14 protein-coding genes and 1 rRNA gene are annotated in these 18,041 nt (G+C 64.2%); 6 read left to right on the forward strand and 9 right to left on the reverse strand.

From position 1 onward, the window contains the following. Positions 1-1,442: ribosomal RNA gene (locus tag Q0964_RS11535) — 16S ribosomal RNA — on the reverse strand; the annotation flags it as partial. Between the two features lie 1,154 nt (positions 1,443-2,596). Between Q0964_RS11535 and Q0964_RS11540 the strand changes: the two genes are divergently transcribed. Further along, positions 2,597-4,066: a protein kinase family protein gene (locus Q0964_RS11540; protein WP_299267555.1), complete on the forward strand. Its 1,470-nt coding sequence runs from the start codon at positions 2,597-2,599 to the stop codon at positions 4,064-4,066. Positions 4,067-4,270: 204 nt separating this feature from the next. Here the strand turns inward: Q0964_RS11540 and Q0964_RS11545 are convergent, their stop codons facing one another. Continuing rightward, complete coding sequence (locus tag Q0964_RS11545) at positions 4,271-4,432, reverse strand: hypothetical protein (RefSeq protein ID WP_299267558.1); 162 nt, start codon at positions 4,430-4,432, stop codon at positions 4,271-4,273. A 212-nt stretch (positions 4,433-4,644) separates the two neighbouring features. On the opposite strand from Q0964_RS11545, the gene Q0964_RS11550 reads away from it, so the two are divergent. Next, positions 4,645-5,076, forward strand: a complete 432-nt coding sequence (locus Q0964_RS11550; protein ID WP_299267561.1) for a universal stress protein — start codon at positions 4,645-4,647, stop codon at positions 5,074-5,076. A gap of 182 nt (positions 5,077-5,258) precedes the next feature. Continuing rightward, a complete protein-coding gene (locus Q0964_RS11555; RefSeq protein ID WP_299267564.1) occupies positions 5,259-5,969 on the forward strand; it encodes a dolichyl-phosphate hexose transferase in 711 nt (236 codons plus the stop codon). A 375-nt stretch (positions 5,970-6,344) separates the two neighbouring features. On the opposite strand, the gene Q0964_RS11560 is transcribed toward Q0964_RS11555, so the two are convergent. The 7 genes from Q0964_RS11560 to Q0964_RS11590 form a co-directional block, all read right to left on the reverse strand. Beyond that, positions 6,345-6,995, reverse strand: a complete 651-nt coding sequence (locus Q0964_RS11560) for an HD domain-containing protein (RefSeq protein ID WP_299267566.1) — start codon at positions 6,993-6,995, stop codon at positions 6,345-6,347. A gap of 262 nt (positions 6,996-7,257) precedes the next feature. Next, positions 7,258-7,836, reverse strand: coding sequence for a gluconate 2-dehydrogenase subunit 3 family protein (locus Q0964_RS11565; RefSeq protein ID WP_299267569.1), 579 nt, complete (start codon positions 7,834-7,836; stop codon positions 7,258-7,260). 24 nt (positions 7,837-7,860) lie between these two features. Then, a complete protein-coding gene (locus tag Q0964_RS11570) occupies positions 7,861-9,894 on the reverse strand; it encodes an ArnT family glycosyltransferase (protein ID WP_299267572.1) in 2,034 nt (677 codons plus the stop codon). Continuing rightward, entirely contained in the window at positions 9,875-11,026 is a 1,152-nt protein-coding gene (locus tag Q0964_RS11575; RefSeq protein WP_299267576.1) for an ABC transporter ATP-binding protein, read from the reverse strand. Before Q0964_RS11575 ends, Q0964_RS11570 begins: the two co-directional genes overlap by 20 nt. Further along, the gene (locus tag Q0964_RS11580; protein WP_349254464.1) at positions 11,023-12,651 is read right to left on the reverse strand and encodes an ABC transporter permease; all 1,629 of its coding nucleotides are present in this window, start codon (positions 12,649-12,651) and stop codon (positions 11,023-11,025) included. Before Q0964_RS11580 ends, Q0964_RS11575 begins: the two co-directional genes overlap by 4 nt. Before the next feature lie 23 nt (positions 12,652-12,674). Beyond that, on the reverse strand, positions 12,675-13,781 hold the full coding sequence (locus tag Q0964_RS11585) for an extracellular solute-binding protein (RefSeq protein ID WP_299267582.1): 1,107 nt from the start codon (positions 13,779-13,781) through the stop codon (positions 12,675-12,677). A gap of 144 nt (positions 13,782-13,925) precedes the next feature. After that, on the reverse strand, positions 13,926-15,089 hold the full coding sequence (locus Q0964_RS11590) for an alpha-1 4-glucan-protein synthase (protein ID WP_299267583.1): 1,164 nt from the start codon (positions 15,087-15,089) through the stop codon (positions 13,926-13,928). Positions 15,090-15,319: 230 nt separating this feature from the next. Between Q0964_RS11590 and Q0964_RS11595 the strand changes: the two genes are divergently transcribed. The 3 genes from Q0964_RS11595 to Q0964_RS11605 are packed head-to-tail and all read left to right on the forward strand — an operon-like array spanning position 15,320 to position 17,956. Further along, positions 15,320-16,060: a beta-ketoacyl-ACP reductase gene (locus Q0964_RS11595; protein WP_299267586.1), complete on the forward strand. Its 741-nt coding sequence runs from the start codon at positions 15,320-15,322 to the stop codon at positions 16,058-16,060. Between the two features lies 1 nt (position 16,061). Next, positions 16,062-17,645 (forward strand): acyl-CoA carboxylase subunit beta, encoded by a 1,584-nt coding sequence (locus Q0964_RS11600; protein ID WP_299267588.1) that lies wholly within the window; start codon positions 16,062-16,064, stop codon positions 17,643-17,645. After that, the gene (locus tag Q0964_RS11605) at positions 17,642-17,956 is read left to right on the forward strand and encodes a DUF8022 family protein (RefSeq protein ID WP_299267591.1); all 315 of its coding nucleotides are present in this window, start codon (positions 17,642-17,644) and stop codon (positions 17,954-17,956) included. Before Q0964_RS11600 ends, Q0964_RS11605 begins: the two co-directional genes overlap by 4 nt. Positions 17,957-18,041 lie beyond the last annotated feature (85 nt).

Below are 18,041 nucleotides of genomic sequence, written 5' to 3' on the forward strand. Positions count from 1 at the left end.
CTACCTTGTTACGACTTAAGCCCCCTTGCGAAGCCCAGATTCGATCACCGCATGGTGACCTCATCCGGACCTCACTCGGGTGCTTTGACGGGCGGTGTGTGCAAGGAGCAGGGACGTATTCGCCGCGCGCTTCTGACACGCGACTACTACCGAATCCAGCTTCATGCGGGCGGGTTTCAGCCCGCAATCCGAACTACGACCGAGTTTCGGAGATTAGCGCCCCCTCTCGGGGTTGCAACCCTTTGTCTCGACCATTGTAGCCCGCGTGTTGCCCAGCACATTCGGGGCATGCTGACCTACCGTTGCCCGTTCCTTCCTCCACGTTAGCCGTGGCGGTCTTCCTAATGTACCCAGCCAACACAAGGTTGCTGCTGGCAATTAGGAACGCGGGTCTCGCTCGTTGCCTGACTTAACAGGATGCCTCACGGTACGAGCTGACGGCGGCCATGCACCTCCTCTCAGTGGCTCCGATAAGGTCATCAACCTGATCTTCACTGCACACTGTCGGTGCTGGTGAGATGTCCGGCGTTGAGTCCAATTAAACCGCAGGCTCCTCCGGTTGTAGTGCTCCCCCGCCAATTCCTTTAAGTTTCATCCTTGCAGACGTACTTCCCAGGCGGCTCGCTTCACGGCTTCCCTACGGCACAGCGCAGGCTCATAGCCTGCGCCACACCTAGCGAGCATCGTTTACGGCTAGGACTACCCGGGTATCTAATCCGGTTCGAGACCCTAGCTTTCGTCCCTCACCGTCGGGTCCGTTTTTCTGAGGCGCTTTCGCCACCGGTGGTCCGTCCAGGATTACGGGATTTCACTCCTACCCCGGACGTACCCCTCAGATCTTCCGGCCCCAAGCCGAACAGTTTTCGCCGGACGCCTGCCCGTTAAGCGGGCAGATTTCCCAACGAACTTGCTCGGCCGGCTACGAACGCTTTAGGCCCAATAACAGCGGCCATCACTCGTGCTGCCGGTATTACCGCGGCGGCTGGCACCGGTCTTGCCCAGCACTTGTTCCTGTACCGCCTTACAGTACAGAAAAGCGAGGACTGTATGCCCTCGCACTCGGAGTCCCCTTATCGCACTGTCGTGCAGTGTAAAGGTTTCGCGCCTGCTGCGCCCCGTAGGGCCCGGAATCTTGTCTCAGATTCCGTCTCCGGGCTCTCGCTCTCACGACCCGTACCGATTATCGGCACGGTGGGCCGTTACCCCACCGTCTACCTAATCGGCCGCAGCCACATCCTACAGCACCGAAGCGTTTCCGACTCTCCGTAACTCCAACATGAGAGTCGTATTCGCTATTAGCCTCAGTTTCCCGAAGTTATTGCGATCTGTAGGGCAGTTTGGCCACGTGTTACTGAGCTATCCGCCACGAGTCTGAACTCGTACGACTAGCATGGCTAAATCGGACTCCGATAGCAATGGCCTCCGGCAGGATCAACCGGAATGCATTCCCCAGTCATGGGGGGCTGGCGGAGACACGCTATGTGTCCGTCATTCGGTGCCACAGTATCGATACACTCGATTTCGTGGCACCAAACTGTCAAGGCTCACATCAGATACCGTCTGTACGGCTGAGCCGCAGGGGTGGTATCCTCATACTTCCGCAGGTCCCACGAGCGTTCGTGGGAAGCGAGATTCCGTTGTGTGGAGTCTCGCTCACATCGCCATCATCGACGAGAGAACCCGTCTAGGTGTGGATGGCACAGCGGGCGGCCCCCGTCTGCCACCATCCGACGTGTGTATTACAACAGATGGGGGTGAAACATAAATACCCGTCGATAGAGCGGCCCGTGTGCGAACCGAGACCACAATACGGGACCCTTCTTCACTCGTCGGAAATGTTTCGCTGTTACAGACACCCATATAGGCCACCGCGATACCAGCCGAACGGGGAACGGAAGCAACCACAGGAGCGACACCGCGACCGGACGTCCAGCCCACACGGTCGACGCCCGCAGTCTTCGACGTGCCGACGTCGGTGGGACACAGCACTTGACGATGCGGGAACTCGCGGCGTTCGCGGATCGGTACGACCGGCTCCCCAACCGCGGACAGACGGTCACAGCCGCGAACTGTCTACCAGGGGTTTCCACTAAGGCCGGCCTCGTCGCGCGAGGCGGTCGAACCCGGAATGATAACGGGTTCGCTCTCCACCCGAGGGGCGGGCGCTCAACGTGCCCCCCGACAATAGAGTTCGTTCGCTCGCACCGGCAGGAAGACCCGAGGTAGCGTAGCTACCCCGGTTGGGGCGCGCGACCGGAGCGAACCAAGACGGCCGCGGTCGGGTGTACACTGGCCCGTCTGCACTCGGCACGACGCCCGAAGACGTCGGAGACAAAGCGTCGACGTGAGACAGTAACGGAAGGAAACGCCGGTGTCGCGAGCCGTTGCCGATTCCGTATCGTTCCGTCTCCGGATCGGTGAATTCTGTGTCTGCGCGCACGCGAGAGGGTACGGACGGTCACAACCTGTCTCCGTTCACTGACAGACACCGAGCGGGGGCGCAGCGGCTGGCCGAAACGTGTGCTTCGACGGTTCACTGCCCTGTTGTGTCACGAACCACTAAGTTAACCGACCCCGAACCGGTGGCACTGGCAGGATGGCAGACGAGACGACGGGCGTCCAGGTCGGCGGTGTCGAGCCCCCTCCCTGTAAGCGGCCGCTGGAAGCCATCGAGCGTGACGGGGAGTGGGTCGTCCGTGAATACTACCAGCAGACCGAAAACGCGAAAACGGGCGTCGCAACCTTCGGGACGTACGACTCACGAATCGACGCGATGCGAGACGGGCAGCGGGTTCTCAAGCGCCGGCGCCACCCCTGTCTGTTACGATGGGACACCGAGCGAAGCGTCGGCGGGTTGTACTGGAATCCGACCTTCGAGACGCTCGCCGTCGAGTACAGCGCGCTTCTCAACTCGTGGGTCGTGACGGCCAGAGACGACCACTTTGTCTTCCAGTCGTCGACCTCCACGGAAAGCGCGTACCAACTCGGTAAGCTGGTGCTAGAGGAGTACGATTTCAAGACGGTCGAGTTCTACACTCGGGACGGGCAGGTCGAGACGGAGCGCGAACATCGATTTCTTCGCCACGATATCGTGAAGTCCGGGGTCCGGTTCGAGCGTGGCCAGTTGCCCACGAGCGTCGAGCACCCGGCGCCACCCCCGGACGAATCGGAGCGGACAGAGTCGGAGTCGGACGACGACACGGGGGAGGGCGCTACGGAAGTGATGAACACGCTGGCGTCGGTCATCCCGGACATCACCAAGCTGGTAGCACTCGACGTCGATGGTCCGGTGTACCGATACCGGACCCCCTGGGACGGCGACCAGGCGCACGTTCTGATACTGAATCCGGAACACCAGGACCACCGAACACTCAGGCACGTGTTCGGAGACGCAGTCGAGCTCTGGCAGAAACTGGCCGCCCACGACTGTGTCGCGACGATTCACGAGACCGGTGCCGACCCGGCAACGTGGGTTGTCTTCGACGCGGCCGACACGACGCTGGCGGAGTTTCGAGAGAACGTGTCAACCCAGGAACAGGTTCGAGTTCTCTCGGCACTCGGTTCGGCAGTCACGGCCGCCCAACGACGGGGGATCCACCGAACCGATCTCGAACCTGGCCGGATTAGAGTCGGCACGACCGACTCTCCTGACGCCGGTCAGGGGAGCCTGCGAAGCGACGGGTCTGACCCGGAACTGTCCGTCAGTGTCTCCGGACTCGGGCTCCAGCGGCGGGTGAGTGAGACCGTGAATCAGTACGACGCGAGCCGATACATGGCGCCCGAGCAACTCCGCCAGGAGGCCACGACGACGACGCCCGTCTATCGACTCGGTGCAGTCGCGTACTGGCTCCTAACGGGGACCGAACCGTTCCACAGGCGTCAGGACTTTACGACCGCTGTCAGGCACGCCGACCTCACACCGCCACACGAACTGGCCCAGCTCCCGTCGAGCGTGAGCGACTGCATCGGGAAAGCCATGCACTCGGAACCGGGCGCGCGTTATCACACGGGTACGGCGTTCGTCCGGGCACTCGTCGACCAATTCGGCACGTCACACGACCGGTAACGAGGGTCGACCTGTTTCGTCCGTCGCGTCGCTTTTTCCACTCGACGCACAGTACGGAAGCCACGTCGTCGGTTCCCACCCGTGTCGACCGGTGCTCCACGGCCCGTGCCGACCGAGTGCCGGTTCACATTACTGCTGGCACAGCCTCAGTCCGTGGCAGCTTCTGCCGTCCGAGAGCGGCCGAATAAGCCGTGCTCCGTGACCTCATTCCGAGTACTCCACATCGAGAACGGCGCCCCCGTTTTCGTACACCGACACCGGTTCCTCGGTGAGCAGTTCGTGCGATTGGCCGTTTCCGGAGGACCCGTCGAGCCGTCGCGTCAGGTTGTCGTTGACTTCGAGTGTGTTGGTCGTCGGTCCAGTCACAGAGTCCTTTTCAGGGTGTCTCTCTGTCGCTGTCGCCGCGTGCCTGGACGTGTCGGGTTAGCCAGCTTCAGGTTCCCGGCTCGGCGCGTTCGTCGGGCCCGACCCGAACCACGGATAATAGCCCACTCATATCGGTCGGCAGGAATTAGGGCCCGTTCCAAACTGTCAAGAACGCATCATATGCGTTTATTTCAGGCGTAAAAACCTCTGGTGTGTACGACTCGATCCTCGTCCCGACCGACGGTAGTGACACGGCACAGGCAGCGGTCGAGCACGCACTCGACCACGCGAAACGATACAACGCGGCGTTGCACACCCTCTCCGTCGTCGAGAAGCCGCCGATGGACGAGGCGGCCGGTCAGAAGGTCCTCGAATCGCTGGAGAAGACCGGCGAGCGGGCGATTCAGGACGCGGTCGATGCCGCCGAGGCTACCAATATCGGCGCGGCCGAGGGGGGCGTCGCGACCGGGTCGCCGTACCAGGTCATCGTCAAGCACGTCGAGACGAACGGAATCGACCTCGTGGTCATGGGGACACACGGGCGGAGTGGACTGGACCGCTATCTACTGGGGAGTGTGACGGAGAAAGCCGTCCGGTCGGCACCAGTGCCGGTGCTCACTGTCGGAGCGGACCCCGGGGACTGAATCGTCTCCGGGCCGTCCCACCCGGATCCGGGCACGGTCGGAGCGGTGCCGGTGACTCTCGTGACGGTCTCGACACCGGATGGCCACGCCCTATCGTCGCCTGTGAGTGCAGCGATCGGCCGACAGGAGCCGATTTTGGCGAACCTAAAAGTTGAAGTGGCATAGGTGCTGACGGATACACAATGAGTCTTCAGCAGGCGAGAACTGATTCGGGGCGGTTCACCTTCGACGATCTGAGCGTTGTCATGGGGACGTACAACGAGGCGGAGGCGATCGGGACGGTACTAGACGACATCGCGGACGTGACTGGGGACCGTGCCGAGGTCGTCTGCGTCGACGGTTCCGACGACCGAACGCCGGAGATCGCCCGCGACCACGGGGCACGCGTCATCGAACAGGAGCCACAGGGGTACGGCGTGGCGGTCAAGGCGGCGCTGCAGGCCGCCGAAAGGCCGGTCGTCGTCACCACCGACTGCGACGACACCTACCCCATGGAGCGGTTGCCCGACTTCCTCGACCGTATTAACGAGGGCTACGACGTGGTCAGCGGTGACCGCCTCTACCACGGGGCCGACACGATGCCGGAGTTCAACCGCCTCGGAAACCACGCCTTCGCCGCGCTGGCGAGCGCGCTGCTCGGAGAGCGAGTCCACGACACGACCACCGGAATGCGAGCGTACCGGAGCGAAGTAATCGAAAAGATTGATTGGACCGAGAACACGGGCCTGTCGGCAGAGCTACTCATTCGCCCCCTGATGCGGGAGTACGACGTGTGCGAGATTCCTATCGAGTACGGCGAACGCGCCGGCGAGACGAAACTCGACCCCATCGGCGGTGGCTACGCTATCGCGAAGTCGATTCTCACCGTCTCGGCCCAGGAACGACTGCGCTGAACACCGTTCACCTGCCCGGGACCGTCCTAAACTCCACACGGAACGCGGAGCGGGAGGACACCTGTTCGGTACGTTCCGGGCAGCGGTACGGCACAGGACACGTCTGCCGGGACAGGGTAGACGAGACGACGGACGGCAGACGGGTACTCGGTGTGACCGGCACCGTTAACCGGGTCTCTCGTTGGCCGTACCGGAGTCCCCAAGGGGAACGGGGGCGAGAGCCCGGCGTATCCGAGCGGGATACTGTCCGTCGAAAACACAGATACTGTGACGGTGGCTGTCGGCCCGGATGAGTACGGCACCGTCCTCGATAGCTGCCCCGAACTCGTCGGACGGCGGGAAACGCTCTCGGCACCTCACTCCCGATACGGACGCTTACCGAGCGCCGGACGATTCTTTCTCGAACTGCTGTATGAACTGCTGTACGTAGGTCGCACGTTCATCGGCGAGTTCTCTCCCCACATCAGTGTGCATCCGGTTCGGGATGTCGAGAATCTTCCGCCGAAGGTGGGTGAGTTGTGTTCGCCCAGCGACCGTATCGTCCGCCTCGGGCGGAAGCGACGGGTCGTGAATCGGTGAACCGACCTCCCCACCGTGGGCGAAACAGCGCGCGAGACCGACCGCACCGAGGGCGTCGAGGTCGTCGGCGTCGCTCACTATTTTCGCCTCGATGGTCTCGGGTTCGGGTTCGGTAGAGTAGCGGTGCGCACGAACGCAGTGGGCTACTGCCGCACTCGTGTCGGCGGCTGTACCGTGTTCCCGCAGGAGGCTTTCGCTCTCCGTTGCCCCCCACACAGCGTGGTCCTCGACGTCACCCTGTCGTTCTTTCGCACGGCCAATGTCGTGCAGGACAGCGCCAAAATAGACGACAGTCGCATCTGCGCTCGGATAGTTCGCGACGAGTGTTTCGGCGTTCGTTCGCACACGCTGGACGTGAAACCAGTCGTGGGCTGGGCTCATCTCCTCGTCGAAGTAAGAGCGAGCCAGAGACTCGATGTGCTTTCGGAACGCCTCGGACGTGGTCATACCCCCACCTCGCATCCTGTCCACATCGTAATCACTGTACGAGGCAGTCACAAGTGAGGCTTGCGGGGTGTTCGACCGGCGTCGGCTCGCAGAGTCCCGGTCCCGGTCCCGGTCGACGAGACGAGTAGGCCCGACAGCTCCGAGTGCGCGCGGAAACTCGCTGCCGCTGTCCGACCCGATTAGAACTTTCGTCGGCAGTCTGTATGCCTCGGTCGCACGGGTCGCCACCGAATCTGCCTGCAGTTCCCGGTGCCGAAGTCGGTCAGTTCTCGCTCTCGGACCGTGGGCCCCGGTGGTAGCTGTTCGTCCCGCCAGGGTGGCCCTGCGGATTCTCGATACCGACGAGTTCACCCCCGGTCGGGGAGGCGTAGAGGGCAAACAGTAGATCGTTGATGAGGTAGTAGCGGACGCGCTGAACGCCACCGCCGTCTGGGTCGGGGTCGGCCGTATCCGCGTTCATCCGGTCGAACGCGTCGGTGCGGTCCGCTACCGAGAGCGAGGTGAACGCGTCCACGTCGTACCACGTGTCCACGTACTCGTCGAGGTATGCCACGGCGTCGCCGATGTCGGTGGCTCGTTCGGGGTCGTCCGCGACGCGCCCGCGCAGGAACTCAGTCGTGAACCCCTCGACGTTCCCGACGGCAGACGGGTAGATGGCTTGTGCGACCGCCACCGCCGTCGCGAGGTCGTGCTCCGAGAGGCCGTCGGCCTCGTCAGCGTCGGTCGGCGGGCGGCTGTCCGTCTCGTCGTCGGTGTCACCCGACTGCGACAGTGCCAGTGCGCCGCCCCCGACGCCGATAGCACCGAGCGCCGCGACCGCGTCCCGTCGGGTCAGTTCCATATCGGACGTTTGTCGCTCACGGGCTTATCCGTTGCCCTCTGTGGCCGTCAGGTTGGTCCGAACGGTCGCCCAACTGGGTGCGAGAGCGGGAACGTAGCCGGCTTCCCCGCTGCACTCCCCGATGGCGACGCATCGCTCGATACGGGGCGTGAGTGCCCGGACACGGCTCCCATCTCGACGGACCGGTGTCTCGAACCGGTAGCTGAAACTGGCGCCGGGACCGCTGTCCACGAACAGCGTCAGCGAGACGTCCTTCTGGTCGTCGTACGGGACTGGCTCCCGGGACGGCCAGTCCGGGCTGACGACCTGTGCGCTGCCGTCGGTGAATCGCACCCGAACCGCCGCCGGGTCCGACACGTTCTGTCCCACGACGGTCACACTCTCGTCGTCGGCGGTGAGGGTCGCCGACACCGTCCGGAACGTCGACGGGAGGCCGGCGGTGACGTTCAGCGTGACCGACTCGCCAGCGGCGTGACCGACAGGCTGGATGTGCCCACCACGCGGCGCGCCGTCGAACGGTTCCCACGCACCGCGGAACGTGAACCGATACCGCGTCCGGTTCGGGTAGGCGTCGACGACCGCGAAGGGTCGTTCGTCCATGGCATACACCGTCTCCCCGTCGAAGCTCGGGTCGTTCCGGAGGTGCTGGAAGGGGTGGTTGAGCCAGTCACCGTACGGCGTCGGCAGAAAGACCAGTCCGCCGTCGAGCGACCGCTCCTCGAAGGGCTCGTACACCGTCTCGTATGTGTCGGTCGCGACGGCGTTCATCTCTATCGGCCGCTCGACGTTCGCCGCCGTCGCACCGCCTAGTAACCCGGCCCCCACGAGTACTGCGGCGACGACCACCACCCGGGCTGCCCGGGGCTCGACCCGCCCGTCGACCGACCGCCGGACGAATCGCAGGAGCGCCAGTGCCCCCACGGCTGCGAACGCTCCGAACGGCAGGAGGAGGTCGAAGTGGTAGTAGGGGCCGTGGGAGGCGATCAGGCCGTCGCCGGCCCGGTCGAGCACACCCAAGAGATTGTAGTTGCCCCAGAAATAGACGTTGCCGACGACGATGGCACCGACCTGTCCGACGAGAATCCCCTGTCGGGGCGAGAGCCCGCGCTTGACGGCGACGGCGAGCCCCCCGAGTGCCACCGTGGTCCCGAGGAGGCCGCCCGCGACCCAGGTCGTAACTAGCTGTTCCAGCACCAGCGCGTTCGACCGGAGAGCGAGGCCGACCGTGTACTCGATGTCGTGGCCGAGAATCCGGTGATAGCCGAAGCCGAGCCCGTCTCTGGGGGCAAACGCCTGATACGGGAAGACGAACGGCGAACCCGTCGTGAGAGCATTGTACCCGAGCGCCAGCGCGACCCCGCACAGGCCGACCGTCGCCGTCACAGCCTGGCGTGGCAGCGCGTCCCCGCGGTCCTCATACAGCGTCCACAGTGCGTGGGCAATTACTGGCGCCGCGAACAGGACCGTGGTGTATGGCCGAGAGAAGAACGCCAACCCGACGGCCGCACCGGCTCCCACGGCCCAGCGGGAGCCCCCGCCCCGGTCCGCCCGGAGGTAGGCGTAGAGAAAGGCGAGATTCAGCATCGTCGTCGGCGCGTAGGGGAGGAAAACCGCCGAATCGAGCAAAAAGAGTGGGGACGCGAGGACGAACGCGGCGGCGACGAGACCGGTTCGGCGGTCGAACAGCTCCCGGCCGATCAGCGCGACCAGCGCGACGTTCGCGGCGGCGATTCCCGCTAGCGCCAGCCGCGCTGCCCCGGCCAGCTGCCCGACGGCAAAGAGCGCGGCCGTCACTGGCGCGTACTTCCCGTACAGTCGGCCGCCGTCCTGGACGAAAAACCAGGGTCGAAACGCCTCCTCGATTGGCGGGGAGAGAAACAGCTGCCCATCAAGCAACATCGCCGCCTGCTGGAGGTAAACCGCCTCGTCGTGGTTCAGGGAGTGGTACGGAAACAACCGCGTCGCGAGGAGCCAGACCGCAATCGCGGCGGCGACGGCGAGCGCGACGACACCGATGCGCCACGTCCGCGACCAACCGTCAGTCGCCTCGGAGGCCATCGCTCTCGGTTGGGAACCAGGCGAGCCGGTGGTCGGCGACGAGGTCGACTCTGACACGGCGGTCCAGATCGAGGTGGTCGGAGTGGTTGTGTTCGCAGTACACCACGTCACCGGAGTCGAGTTCGACGGTGTAGACGAACGACGGGCCGGTGTACTCGCGTTCGACGATCTCTCCGTCGCCGTCCGTGCCGTCGGCCGGAATCGCTCGCAGGTCGTCGGGTCGAGCCAGCACGTCGATGTTCGCCCCGTCGTACTCCGGACCAAGCCCCTGAATCATGTCGGTATCGAGCGTTCCCAGTCCCGTCTCGATGGTGTGCTCGTCGAGGCAGCCGGAGATGAAACCGGCCTGGCCGAGAAAGTCCGCGACGAAGCGCGATTCGGGCTGCTGGAAAACGACCTCCGGCCGGCCGACCTGCTCGATCTGGCCCGCCGACATCACCGCCACCCGGTCGCTGATCGAGAGCGCCTCTTCCTGGTCGTGTGTGACCGACAGCGCGGTCACGCCGGTCTCTTTCAGAATGCGGCGGACTTCCTCGCGCATCTGCTTGCGCAGGGACACGTCGAGGTTCGAGAACGGCTCGTCGAGCAGGAGGACGTCCGGTTCCGGGGCCAGCGACCGCGCGAGTGCGATCCGCTGTTGCTGACCGCCGGAGAGGTCGTCGGGACTCGCAGCCCGGTAGTCGGCGAGTCCGACCAGTTCGAGCAGTTCGGCGACCCGCGCGTCTCGTGTCTCGCTACTCCAGTCGTCGAGCCCGTACGCGACGTTCTCCCCGACCGAGAGGTGGGGAAAGAGCGCGTAGTCCTGGAAGACCAACCCCACGTCGCGCTGGTCGGGTTTGACGAACTGCCCGTTGCCGGCGACGAGGTCGCCGTCGACGGCGATGGTTCCGCCGTCGGGACGAAGGAGGCCAGCCAGCAGGCGGAGGGTCGTGGTCTTGCCACAGCCCGAAGGGCCGAGCAGGGTCAGCAGTTCACCTTCGTACACCGTCAACGAGAGGTCGTCGACCGCCCACTCGTCGCCGAACGTCCGCGTCACGCCGTCGAGTTCGAGGACCGTCTCGCGGGAGTGGCTCTGTTCGTCGACGTTCGCCGTTACGACCCGTTCCGTTCGTGTTTGAGTTGCGTCGTTCATTGTGAATTACCGGTTTCCTGCGCGAGGATAACGGCCATCGAGAGGCCGGAGATGACGACGAGTATCAGCGCCGGTACCGCCGCCTGCCCGTAGAAGCCGGCTTCCTGCACCCGCCAGATGTAGGTGACGAGCGTGTCGAAGCCCAGCGGACGAAGCATCAACGTCGCGGGTAACTCCTTCATCGTCGTCAGGAAGACGAGTGCGGCGCCGGCGGCGAGGCCAGGGAGTATCAGCGGGAGCGTCACCGACCGGAAGGCGCTCAGTCGCGAGCGGCCAAGCGTCTGTGCCGCCTCGACCAGTTCCCGATCGACCTGGAGCGTCGAGGCCCGGATCGACCCGATCGCCTGGGGCATGAACCGGACGACGTACGCGAAGATGAGCATCGGAGCCGTCTTGTAGAGCAGTCCGACGACGTCGACACCCGTCAGGCTCGCGATGCTCGGCAACAGGTCCAGACTGAGGCTGAGCAGGGCGATGGCCAGCACGATACCTGGCGTCGCGTACCCGACGTAGGACGCCCGATCGGCCAGCGCCGACAGCCGGGAACTCGACCGGGCCGACGCGATGGCAATCGGCAGCGCCACGACCACAGAGGCCGCGGCAGCCAGCAGTGCCAAGTTCGCCGAGTTCAACCCGTACTCCCAGGTGAATGCGACCTGTCCGGCCTCGTATCCCGGCCCGCCCCGAGTCAGCCACATGCCGAAGATACCGATTGGCACGAGAATCGCCACCGCGAAGACCGCGACCGGGACCAGCAGTGCGGGATACCGCCACGCGCCCAGGTCGAGGTCGACGGCCCCGCGGTTGCCCCCGCTCTCGTACGCACCGGACTCGTCGACGCCGATGCGCGACTCGATGGCGAGGATGACCGCCGTGACGGCCAGCAACTGGAGGGACAGCACCGCCGCGTAATCCCGCGCGAAGGCGTTGTACTGCGCGTAGATGAACTGGGTAAACACCTCCACTCGCATGATGTTGGGCGTCCCGAAGTCAGCCAGCGTGTACAGCGCCACGAGCAGGGAGCCGGCGGCGATTCCCGGAAGAATCTGGGGAATGGTCACTCGTTTCAGAGACTCCCAGCGGCCGGAGTTGAGCGTCTGACCCGCCTCGACGAGTGTCCCGTCGAGTGAGAGTAGCGACGCTCGCGTCGTCAGGAACACGTAGGGGTATGTGTACAGTGTCAGCACGAGCGCCGCGCCGGCGAAGCCGTACACCGAAGGGAGGGGTCCGACGCCGAGGGGGGACAGCAGGTCCGCGAGCGCCCCGTTCGGCCCGAACGCCGAGACGAACGCGAAGGCACCGAGGTAACTGGGAACGGCCAGCGGCAGGGCACAGAGAATCGTCCAGAACCGTGAAAACGGCAATTCGCCCTGCACCGTCAGCAAAGCGAGCGCCACACCCAGCACGATGCTCGCGCCGGTGACGACCGCTACGAGGGCGATGCTCCGGACCAGCACCGCAGTCGTCCGTGCCTCGACGGCGAGTTCGACGGCCGCCCAGCCGAGGCCTGCCGCGTCGACTGCGAGCCACCCGATTGGGACGACGAGGACGGCGGCGACGGCCGCCCCGAGCAACGTCAGGCCGGTGTCGAGAGTGGAGGACCTGTCTGTGGAGCCGCTGCTCATCCGCTCGAGGTCCTCCTCGCTGGTCATGGGGAGACGCTAGCTGCTTCCATCAGATCGATAGTGTCCTGCACGTTCGACAGCTCCGAGAGGTCGATGTCTGGTGGGCTAAGCTTGTCGACTGTCGGCAGGCCTGCGACGGGCTTGACACCTTTGATCATCGGATACGAGAAACTGACCGTGGTGAAGAACTCCTGAGCCTCTGCCGACAGCAGATGCCGGACGAAGTTGTCGACCAAGTCGCCTTTCTCCGTGCCTTCGATCTTCATCGCACCGGAGATGTTGACGAGCGCCCCGGCGTCACCTTCGGTGAACGCGAGTTCGAGCGGCGCGTTGGGACGCTGATTCTTGACTCGGAGCGCGTAGTAGTGGTTCGCGAACCCGGCCGCTAGCGACCCGTTGGCGACGTTCTGGGAAACCGCGTACTCGTTGCTGTATCGTTCGGTTCCGGCTTCCCGCATGTCGACCAGCCACTGGCGGGTCGCGCCGTCTCCGCGACTGAGGCGCATCGCGGTCACGAACGACTTGAACGCGCCGTAGGTCGGCGCCCAGCCCATCGTCCCTCGAAGCGCGTCCGTGTTCGGGAACTCCTGCACCGTGTCCGGGATGTCCGACTCACGCAACTGGTTCGTGTTGTACGGCACGGCTCGCGCTCGACCCGCGACCCCAGCCCAGGCGTTGTCGTCACCGACGAACTGTGAGTTGGCGACGGCGCCGACGGCCTCGTTCGAGAGCGACTCGTACGCGTCGTTGTCCGCGACATAGCCCAGCGAACTGGCGTCGATCGACCAGAACATGTCGGCTTTGTTGACGCCGTTGTTGACTTCGCTCACGATGGTCTGGGCGAGTGACGCCGAGTCGTTGCTGCTGGGTTGGACCGAAAAGTCCGGGTAGAGACTCTCGAATTTGCTGATCAGGTTGGTGTAGATGCCACTCTCGCCACCGCCAATATAGAGTGCGAGGTCACCCGAGAGGTCCGGCAGGTCGTTAATCGACGTGCCACCCGGGTACGGACGGCCAGACGCTAGCTGCCCGGAACCGCGGAAGTTGCCCTCGACGAGCGGTCCGGTCCCACGAAAGTCCGAGACGTTCGCGTCCCCGGGTGTCCCGTCACTGCTATTGTCGTTGAGCATCCCGGAACACCCGGCCACGGACGCGGTTCCGAGTACGGCCCCACCCTGCAGGACTCGGCGCCGCGAAACACCACGTTCGCGAGAATCGAATTCCTCTTTCATACAACAGTTTAGGCCTGCCTAAAACACTTATAGTTGCCGGTTCTAGTCGTCTGCGGCCGTGGGTGCGTGCTCCGTGACCGACCCCGGTCGGACCTGTTCGAGACAGGCGAGCCAGTCCTGCATAAACTCGCCGCAGTAGTTGAGGAACGCCGCGTTCTCGTAGTCGAACGAACCCTCGGCGAGCGCGTCGGCCATCGCGGCGAACACGCCGGCGTACGTGTCCGCATCGTCGCCGACCTCGTCGACGATCTCCCAGACGTGTTCGTTCAACTCCAGCCCGGGAACCTCGTTGTTCAGGTCCGAGAACGTCGACCGCGGGGCTTTGTTGTGTTCACAGAGGGGGTTTCCGTTGACGATGCGCTTGTCCAGCACGTCACAGGCTCGCTTGAGGAAGAGACCGCTCCAGATGTCGTCGAACCGGCCCACGTCCCACTCGTTGTCGTCCATCGGTAGCTGGTAGAACGCCGGGATGACCTCCCGACGGAAGGCCAGATTCATCGAACAGACGGTCAGGTAGTTACCGCGTTTGGCGACGAAGTTGCCGTCGTAGTCCTCGGCCGACGTCCGGGTCTGTGCCTGTCCCTGGAGGTCGCCGTCCATCAGAATCCGGACCGCGTCGAGGTCCGGGACGTTCGTCCAGAGGCCCTGTGACGCCACCACGTCGTCGACCTTGACCTCGCCAGTTTCGACCGCTTCGTCCATCGCGCTGTAGGGGTAGCCACGGGGGTAGAGTCCGTGTTCGTCGACGTTCTGGTAGAGAACGTTCGCCCAGCGTTCGTCCGACCCGACCGACTCGACGGTGCCCTCGTACGCGAGGTTGTCGAAGTGTGTTCCGAAGAAATCGAAGTCGGGGTGTGGAAGCGTGTCGTCGTCGATAAAAAAGCCATACTCGAACTCACCGGCCCACATGTACAGCAGGCCGAAACTCGTCTGCGCGTGACTGGCTTCCGGGATCAGGTGTGAGTACTGCGGGACACCCTGCTCTTCGAACCACGCTTTCCGGGCGCTCCCGTCGAACACGCTGCCGTCGACGCCCTCCTCGTCGAGCATCGCCTGCATCTCGTCGCTGTCACAGAAGTCCTCCGTGACCAGCACGACGTGAAGTCGGTCCAGGTCGAACCCGTGGTCCCGAGCGTTCTCAAAGTACGTTCGCATACATTCGAACTCCCGTATCGTCGGCACGATCACACAGACGTCTCCACTCATCGTCTGTGTTGTTTCTTTAGGCATCCCAAAAGTAACTGTCGTGTTGACAGTGCCGCGGGCCCCTCACTCGCTAGTACGTTATACACTACTGATTTTAATTAACGTAGTATAAGGGGAACTGTTATCTGCAAGTGCATGAGCAAATTAGGTGAAGCTAAGGGGTGTGGCCACACACGGTTGTGCAGTCGGCAGAGAGGGTCGGACGCTGGTCACACCGCAGACAACTAACCATGCTCGAAAATCAGACCTGTGTGGTAACCGGTGCATCACGAGGTATCGGCCGCGGCATCGCCGAGGAGTTGGGCCGTCACGGAGCGAACGTCGTCGTCAACTACAGATCCTCAGAGGCGGCGGCCCACGAGGTCGCCGAACGTATCGAGGAGGTGGGGGGGAACGCCGTCCCGTTGCAGGCCGACGTGGCCGATCAAGAGGAAGTCGGCGCGATGGCCGACCGGACGAGCGACTTGTACGGTTCGGCCGACGTCTTGGTCAACAACGCGGGAATCACCATCGACAAGAAGTTCGAGAACATGACCAAAGAAGACTGGGAGACGGTCGTCGACGTGAATCTCGGCGGGGTGTTCAACGCGACCAACGCCTTCTTCGAGGACATCAAGGCCGCCGACCAGGGCCGACTCGTCAACATCTCCTCGGTCGTGGGCCAGCAGGGTAACTACGGCCAGGCCAACTACGCCGCGACCAAGTCGGGCCTCTTCGGCTTCACCCGGACGCTGGCGCTCGAACTCGCCTCGACTGGGTCGACGGCCAACTGTGTCGCGCCGGGGTTCGTCGAGACGGATATGCTCGACGAGGTGCCCGAGCGCGTCCAGCAGAAGATTCTCGACCGGATCCCACTGAACCGGTTCGCGACGGTCGACGACGTCGCCGGCATCGTCCGGTTCCTCTCCAGCGAGGCCTCCAGCTACATGACCGGGCAGGTGCTGGCCGTCAACGGTGGCATGGAGTGGTAAGATGAGCCAGCAAGAGGAAGAAGCGTCCGACCAGGCGGCCGACCAGTCACCGGTCGAAGAACTCCGTGAGCGCCGCCGCGAGGCCGAACTCGGCGGCGGTGAGGCCCGCATCGAACGCCAGCACAAGAAAGGAAAGATGACCGCGCGCGAGCGGGTCGACTACCTGCTCGACGATGGCACGTTCAAGGAAGTCGACACGTTCGTCGAACACCGTGCCCGGTCGTTCGGGATGGACGAGAAAACGTTCCCCGGCGACGCGGTCGTCACCGGCTACGGCGAGGTCAACGGTCGGAAACTCTTCGTCTTCGCCCACGACTTCACGGTGCTGGGTGGCTCCGTCGGTGAGGTCGTCGCCGACAAAATTTGCAAGGTGATGGACAAGGCCATCGAGAGCGGTGTCCCGGTCGTCGGCCTGAACGACTCCGGCGGGGCACGCATTCAGGAGGGCGTCGACTCGTTGGTCGGCTTTGCGAAGATATTCAACCGCAACACAGAGGCCTCGGGACTCATCCCGCAGATTTCGGCGATCATGGGCCCGTGTGCGGGTGGTGCGACGTACTCGCCCGCGCTGACCGACTTCACCTTCATGGTGGAAGACACCAGCCACATGTTCATCACGGGACCGGACGTGATCGAAACGGTCACTGGCGAGCAGGTCTCGAAGGAGGCACTCGGCGGGGCGAAGACCCACGCCACGAAATCCGGCGTGGCACACTTCGCCGAGCGCTCGGAGGAGGCGGCGCTCGACGACATCCGGCAACTGCTGTCGTACCTGCCACAGAACAACATGGCGGACCCGCCACGGGTCCAGCCGTGGGACGACCCGACGCGGACCTGTGACGACCTCGTCGACATCGTCCCCGAAGAACCGCGCAAACCCTACGACATGAACACGGTCGTCGGGCAGGTCGTCGACGAGGATTCCTTCTTCGAGGTCCACGACGGCTTCGCGCGTAACGTCGTCACCGGCTTCGGCCGACTGGACGGCCGCGTCGTCGGCGTCGTCGCCAACCAGCCCCGCGTGTCGGCCGGGACGCTAGACATCGACGCCTCCGAGAAGGCCGCCCGCTTCGTCCGGTTCTGTGACTCGTTCAACGTTCCCATCGTCACACTGGTCGACGTCCCCGGATTCATGCCCGGCACCGACCAGGAACACAACGGCATCATCCGCCGGGGTGCGAAGCTCATCTACGCCTACGCCGAGGCCACCGTCCCACTCATGTCGGTGGTCGTCCGGAAGGCCTACGGCGGGGCCTACATCGTGATGTCCTCGAAGTTTCTCGGCAGCGACGTGAACTACGCCTGGCCCGGCGCGGAGATGGCCGTGCTGGGGCCACGCGGCGCGGTCAACATCCTCTATCGGGAGGAGATTGCCAACGCCGACGACCCCGACGACAAACGCCAGGCGCTGATGGACGACTTCCGCGAGGAGTTCGCTCATCCGTACGGACCGGCAAAACGCGGCTACCTCGACGACGTCATCGAGCCACAGAACACGCGCAAGCGGCTGATCGACGATCTGGACCTGCTCGAGCGCAAACGCGAGGACACGCCGCCAAAAGACCACGGCAACATCCCGCTATGAGCAACGCCGACCTCCATCCGGACTCCGCGGACGGGGTCCTCGAAGTCGACTTGGACGCGTTGCTCGCGAGCCTGGAGTTCGGGCCGTCGGTTCCGAATCAACGCGAGGCGGCAGCCGTCGCGGCGGCGATCGCAACCCACCGGACGGACCGGGCGAGAGCGGCCGCCGAGGCCGCCACCGAAAGCGAACCGGAGACCGTCTCGGAGTGGAAGCTCGCGAGTCGGCTCCGCGCCAACAGTGACAGGGCCAGGCGTCGGCCCCGGAACGTCGAACGTGGTCGGGAGTGGCGGGCCGCGGCACGGTCGCTGTAGGTCGTGGTCGATTTCGCGCCTGATTCCGCGGCTTACGCGGTGGTGCTGGTCGCGTCGTCGGTCGCGGTCTGGGCCGGGATCGAAC

Origin of the sequence: Halorientalis sp. (assembly GCF_028275115.1) — an archaeon.
Classification (GTDB): Archaea; Halobacteriota; Halobacteria; order Halobacteriales; family Haloarculaceae; genus Halorientalis.

Excerpts from the sequence above, each read along its gene's own strand:
- Q0964_RS11555 (WP_299267564.1), top strand. The coding sequence starts at position 5,259 with ATGAGTCTTCAGCAGGCGAGAACTGATTCGGGGCGGTTCACCTTCGAC.
- Q0964_RS11575 (WP_299267576.1), bottom strand. The coding sequence starts at position 11,026 with ATGAACGACGCAACTCAAACACGAACGGAACGGGTCGTAACGGCGAAC.
- Q0964_RS11570 (WP_299267572.1), bottom strand. The coding sequence starts at position 9,894 with ATGGCCTCCGAGGCGACTGACGGTTGGTCGCGGACGTGGCGCATCGGT.
- Q0964_RS11560 (WP_299267566.1), bottom strand. The coding sequence starts at position 6,995 with ATGACCACGTCCGAGGCGTTCCGAAAGCACATCGAGTCTCTGGCTCGC.
- Q0964_RS11585 (WP_299267582.1), bottom strand. The coding sequence starts at position 13,781 with ATGCTCAACGACAATAGCAGTGACGGGACACCCGGGGACGCGAACGTC.
- Q0964_RS11600 (WP_299267588.1), top strand. The coding sequence starts at position 16,062 with ATGAGCCAGCAAGAGGAAGAAGCGTCCGACCAGGCGGCCGACCAGTCA.
- Q0964_RS11580 (WP_349254464.1), bottom strand. The coding sequence starts at position 12,651 with ATGAGCAGCGGCTCCACAGACAGGTCCTCCACTCTCGACACCGGCCTG.
- Q0964_RS11565 (WP_299267569.1), bottom strand. The coding sequence starts at position 7,836 with ATGGAACTGACCCGACGGGACGCGGTCGCGGCGCTCGGTGCTATCGGC.
- Q0964_RS11590 (WP_299267583.1), bottom strand. The coding sequence starts at position 15,089 with ATGAGTGGAGACGTCTGTGTGATCGTGCCGACGATACGGGAGTTCGAA.
- Q0964_RS11605 (WP_299267591.1), top strand. The coding sequence starts at position 17,642 with ATGAGCAACGCCGACCTCCATCCGGACTCCGCGGACGGGGTCCTCGAA.
- Q0964_RS11595 (WP_299267586.1), top strand. The coding sequence starts at position 15,320 with ATGCTCGAAAATCAGACCTGTGTGGTAACCGGTGCATCACGAGGTATC.
- Q0964_RS11540 (WP_299267555.1), top strand. The coding sequence starts at position 2,597 with ATGGCAGACGAGACGACGGGCGTCCAGGTCGGCGGTGTCGAGCCCCCT.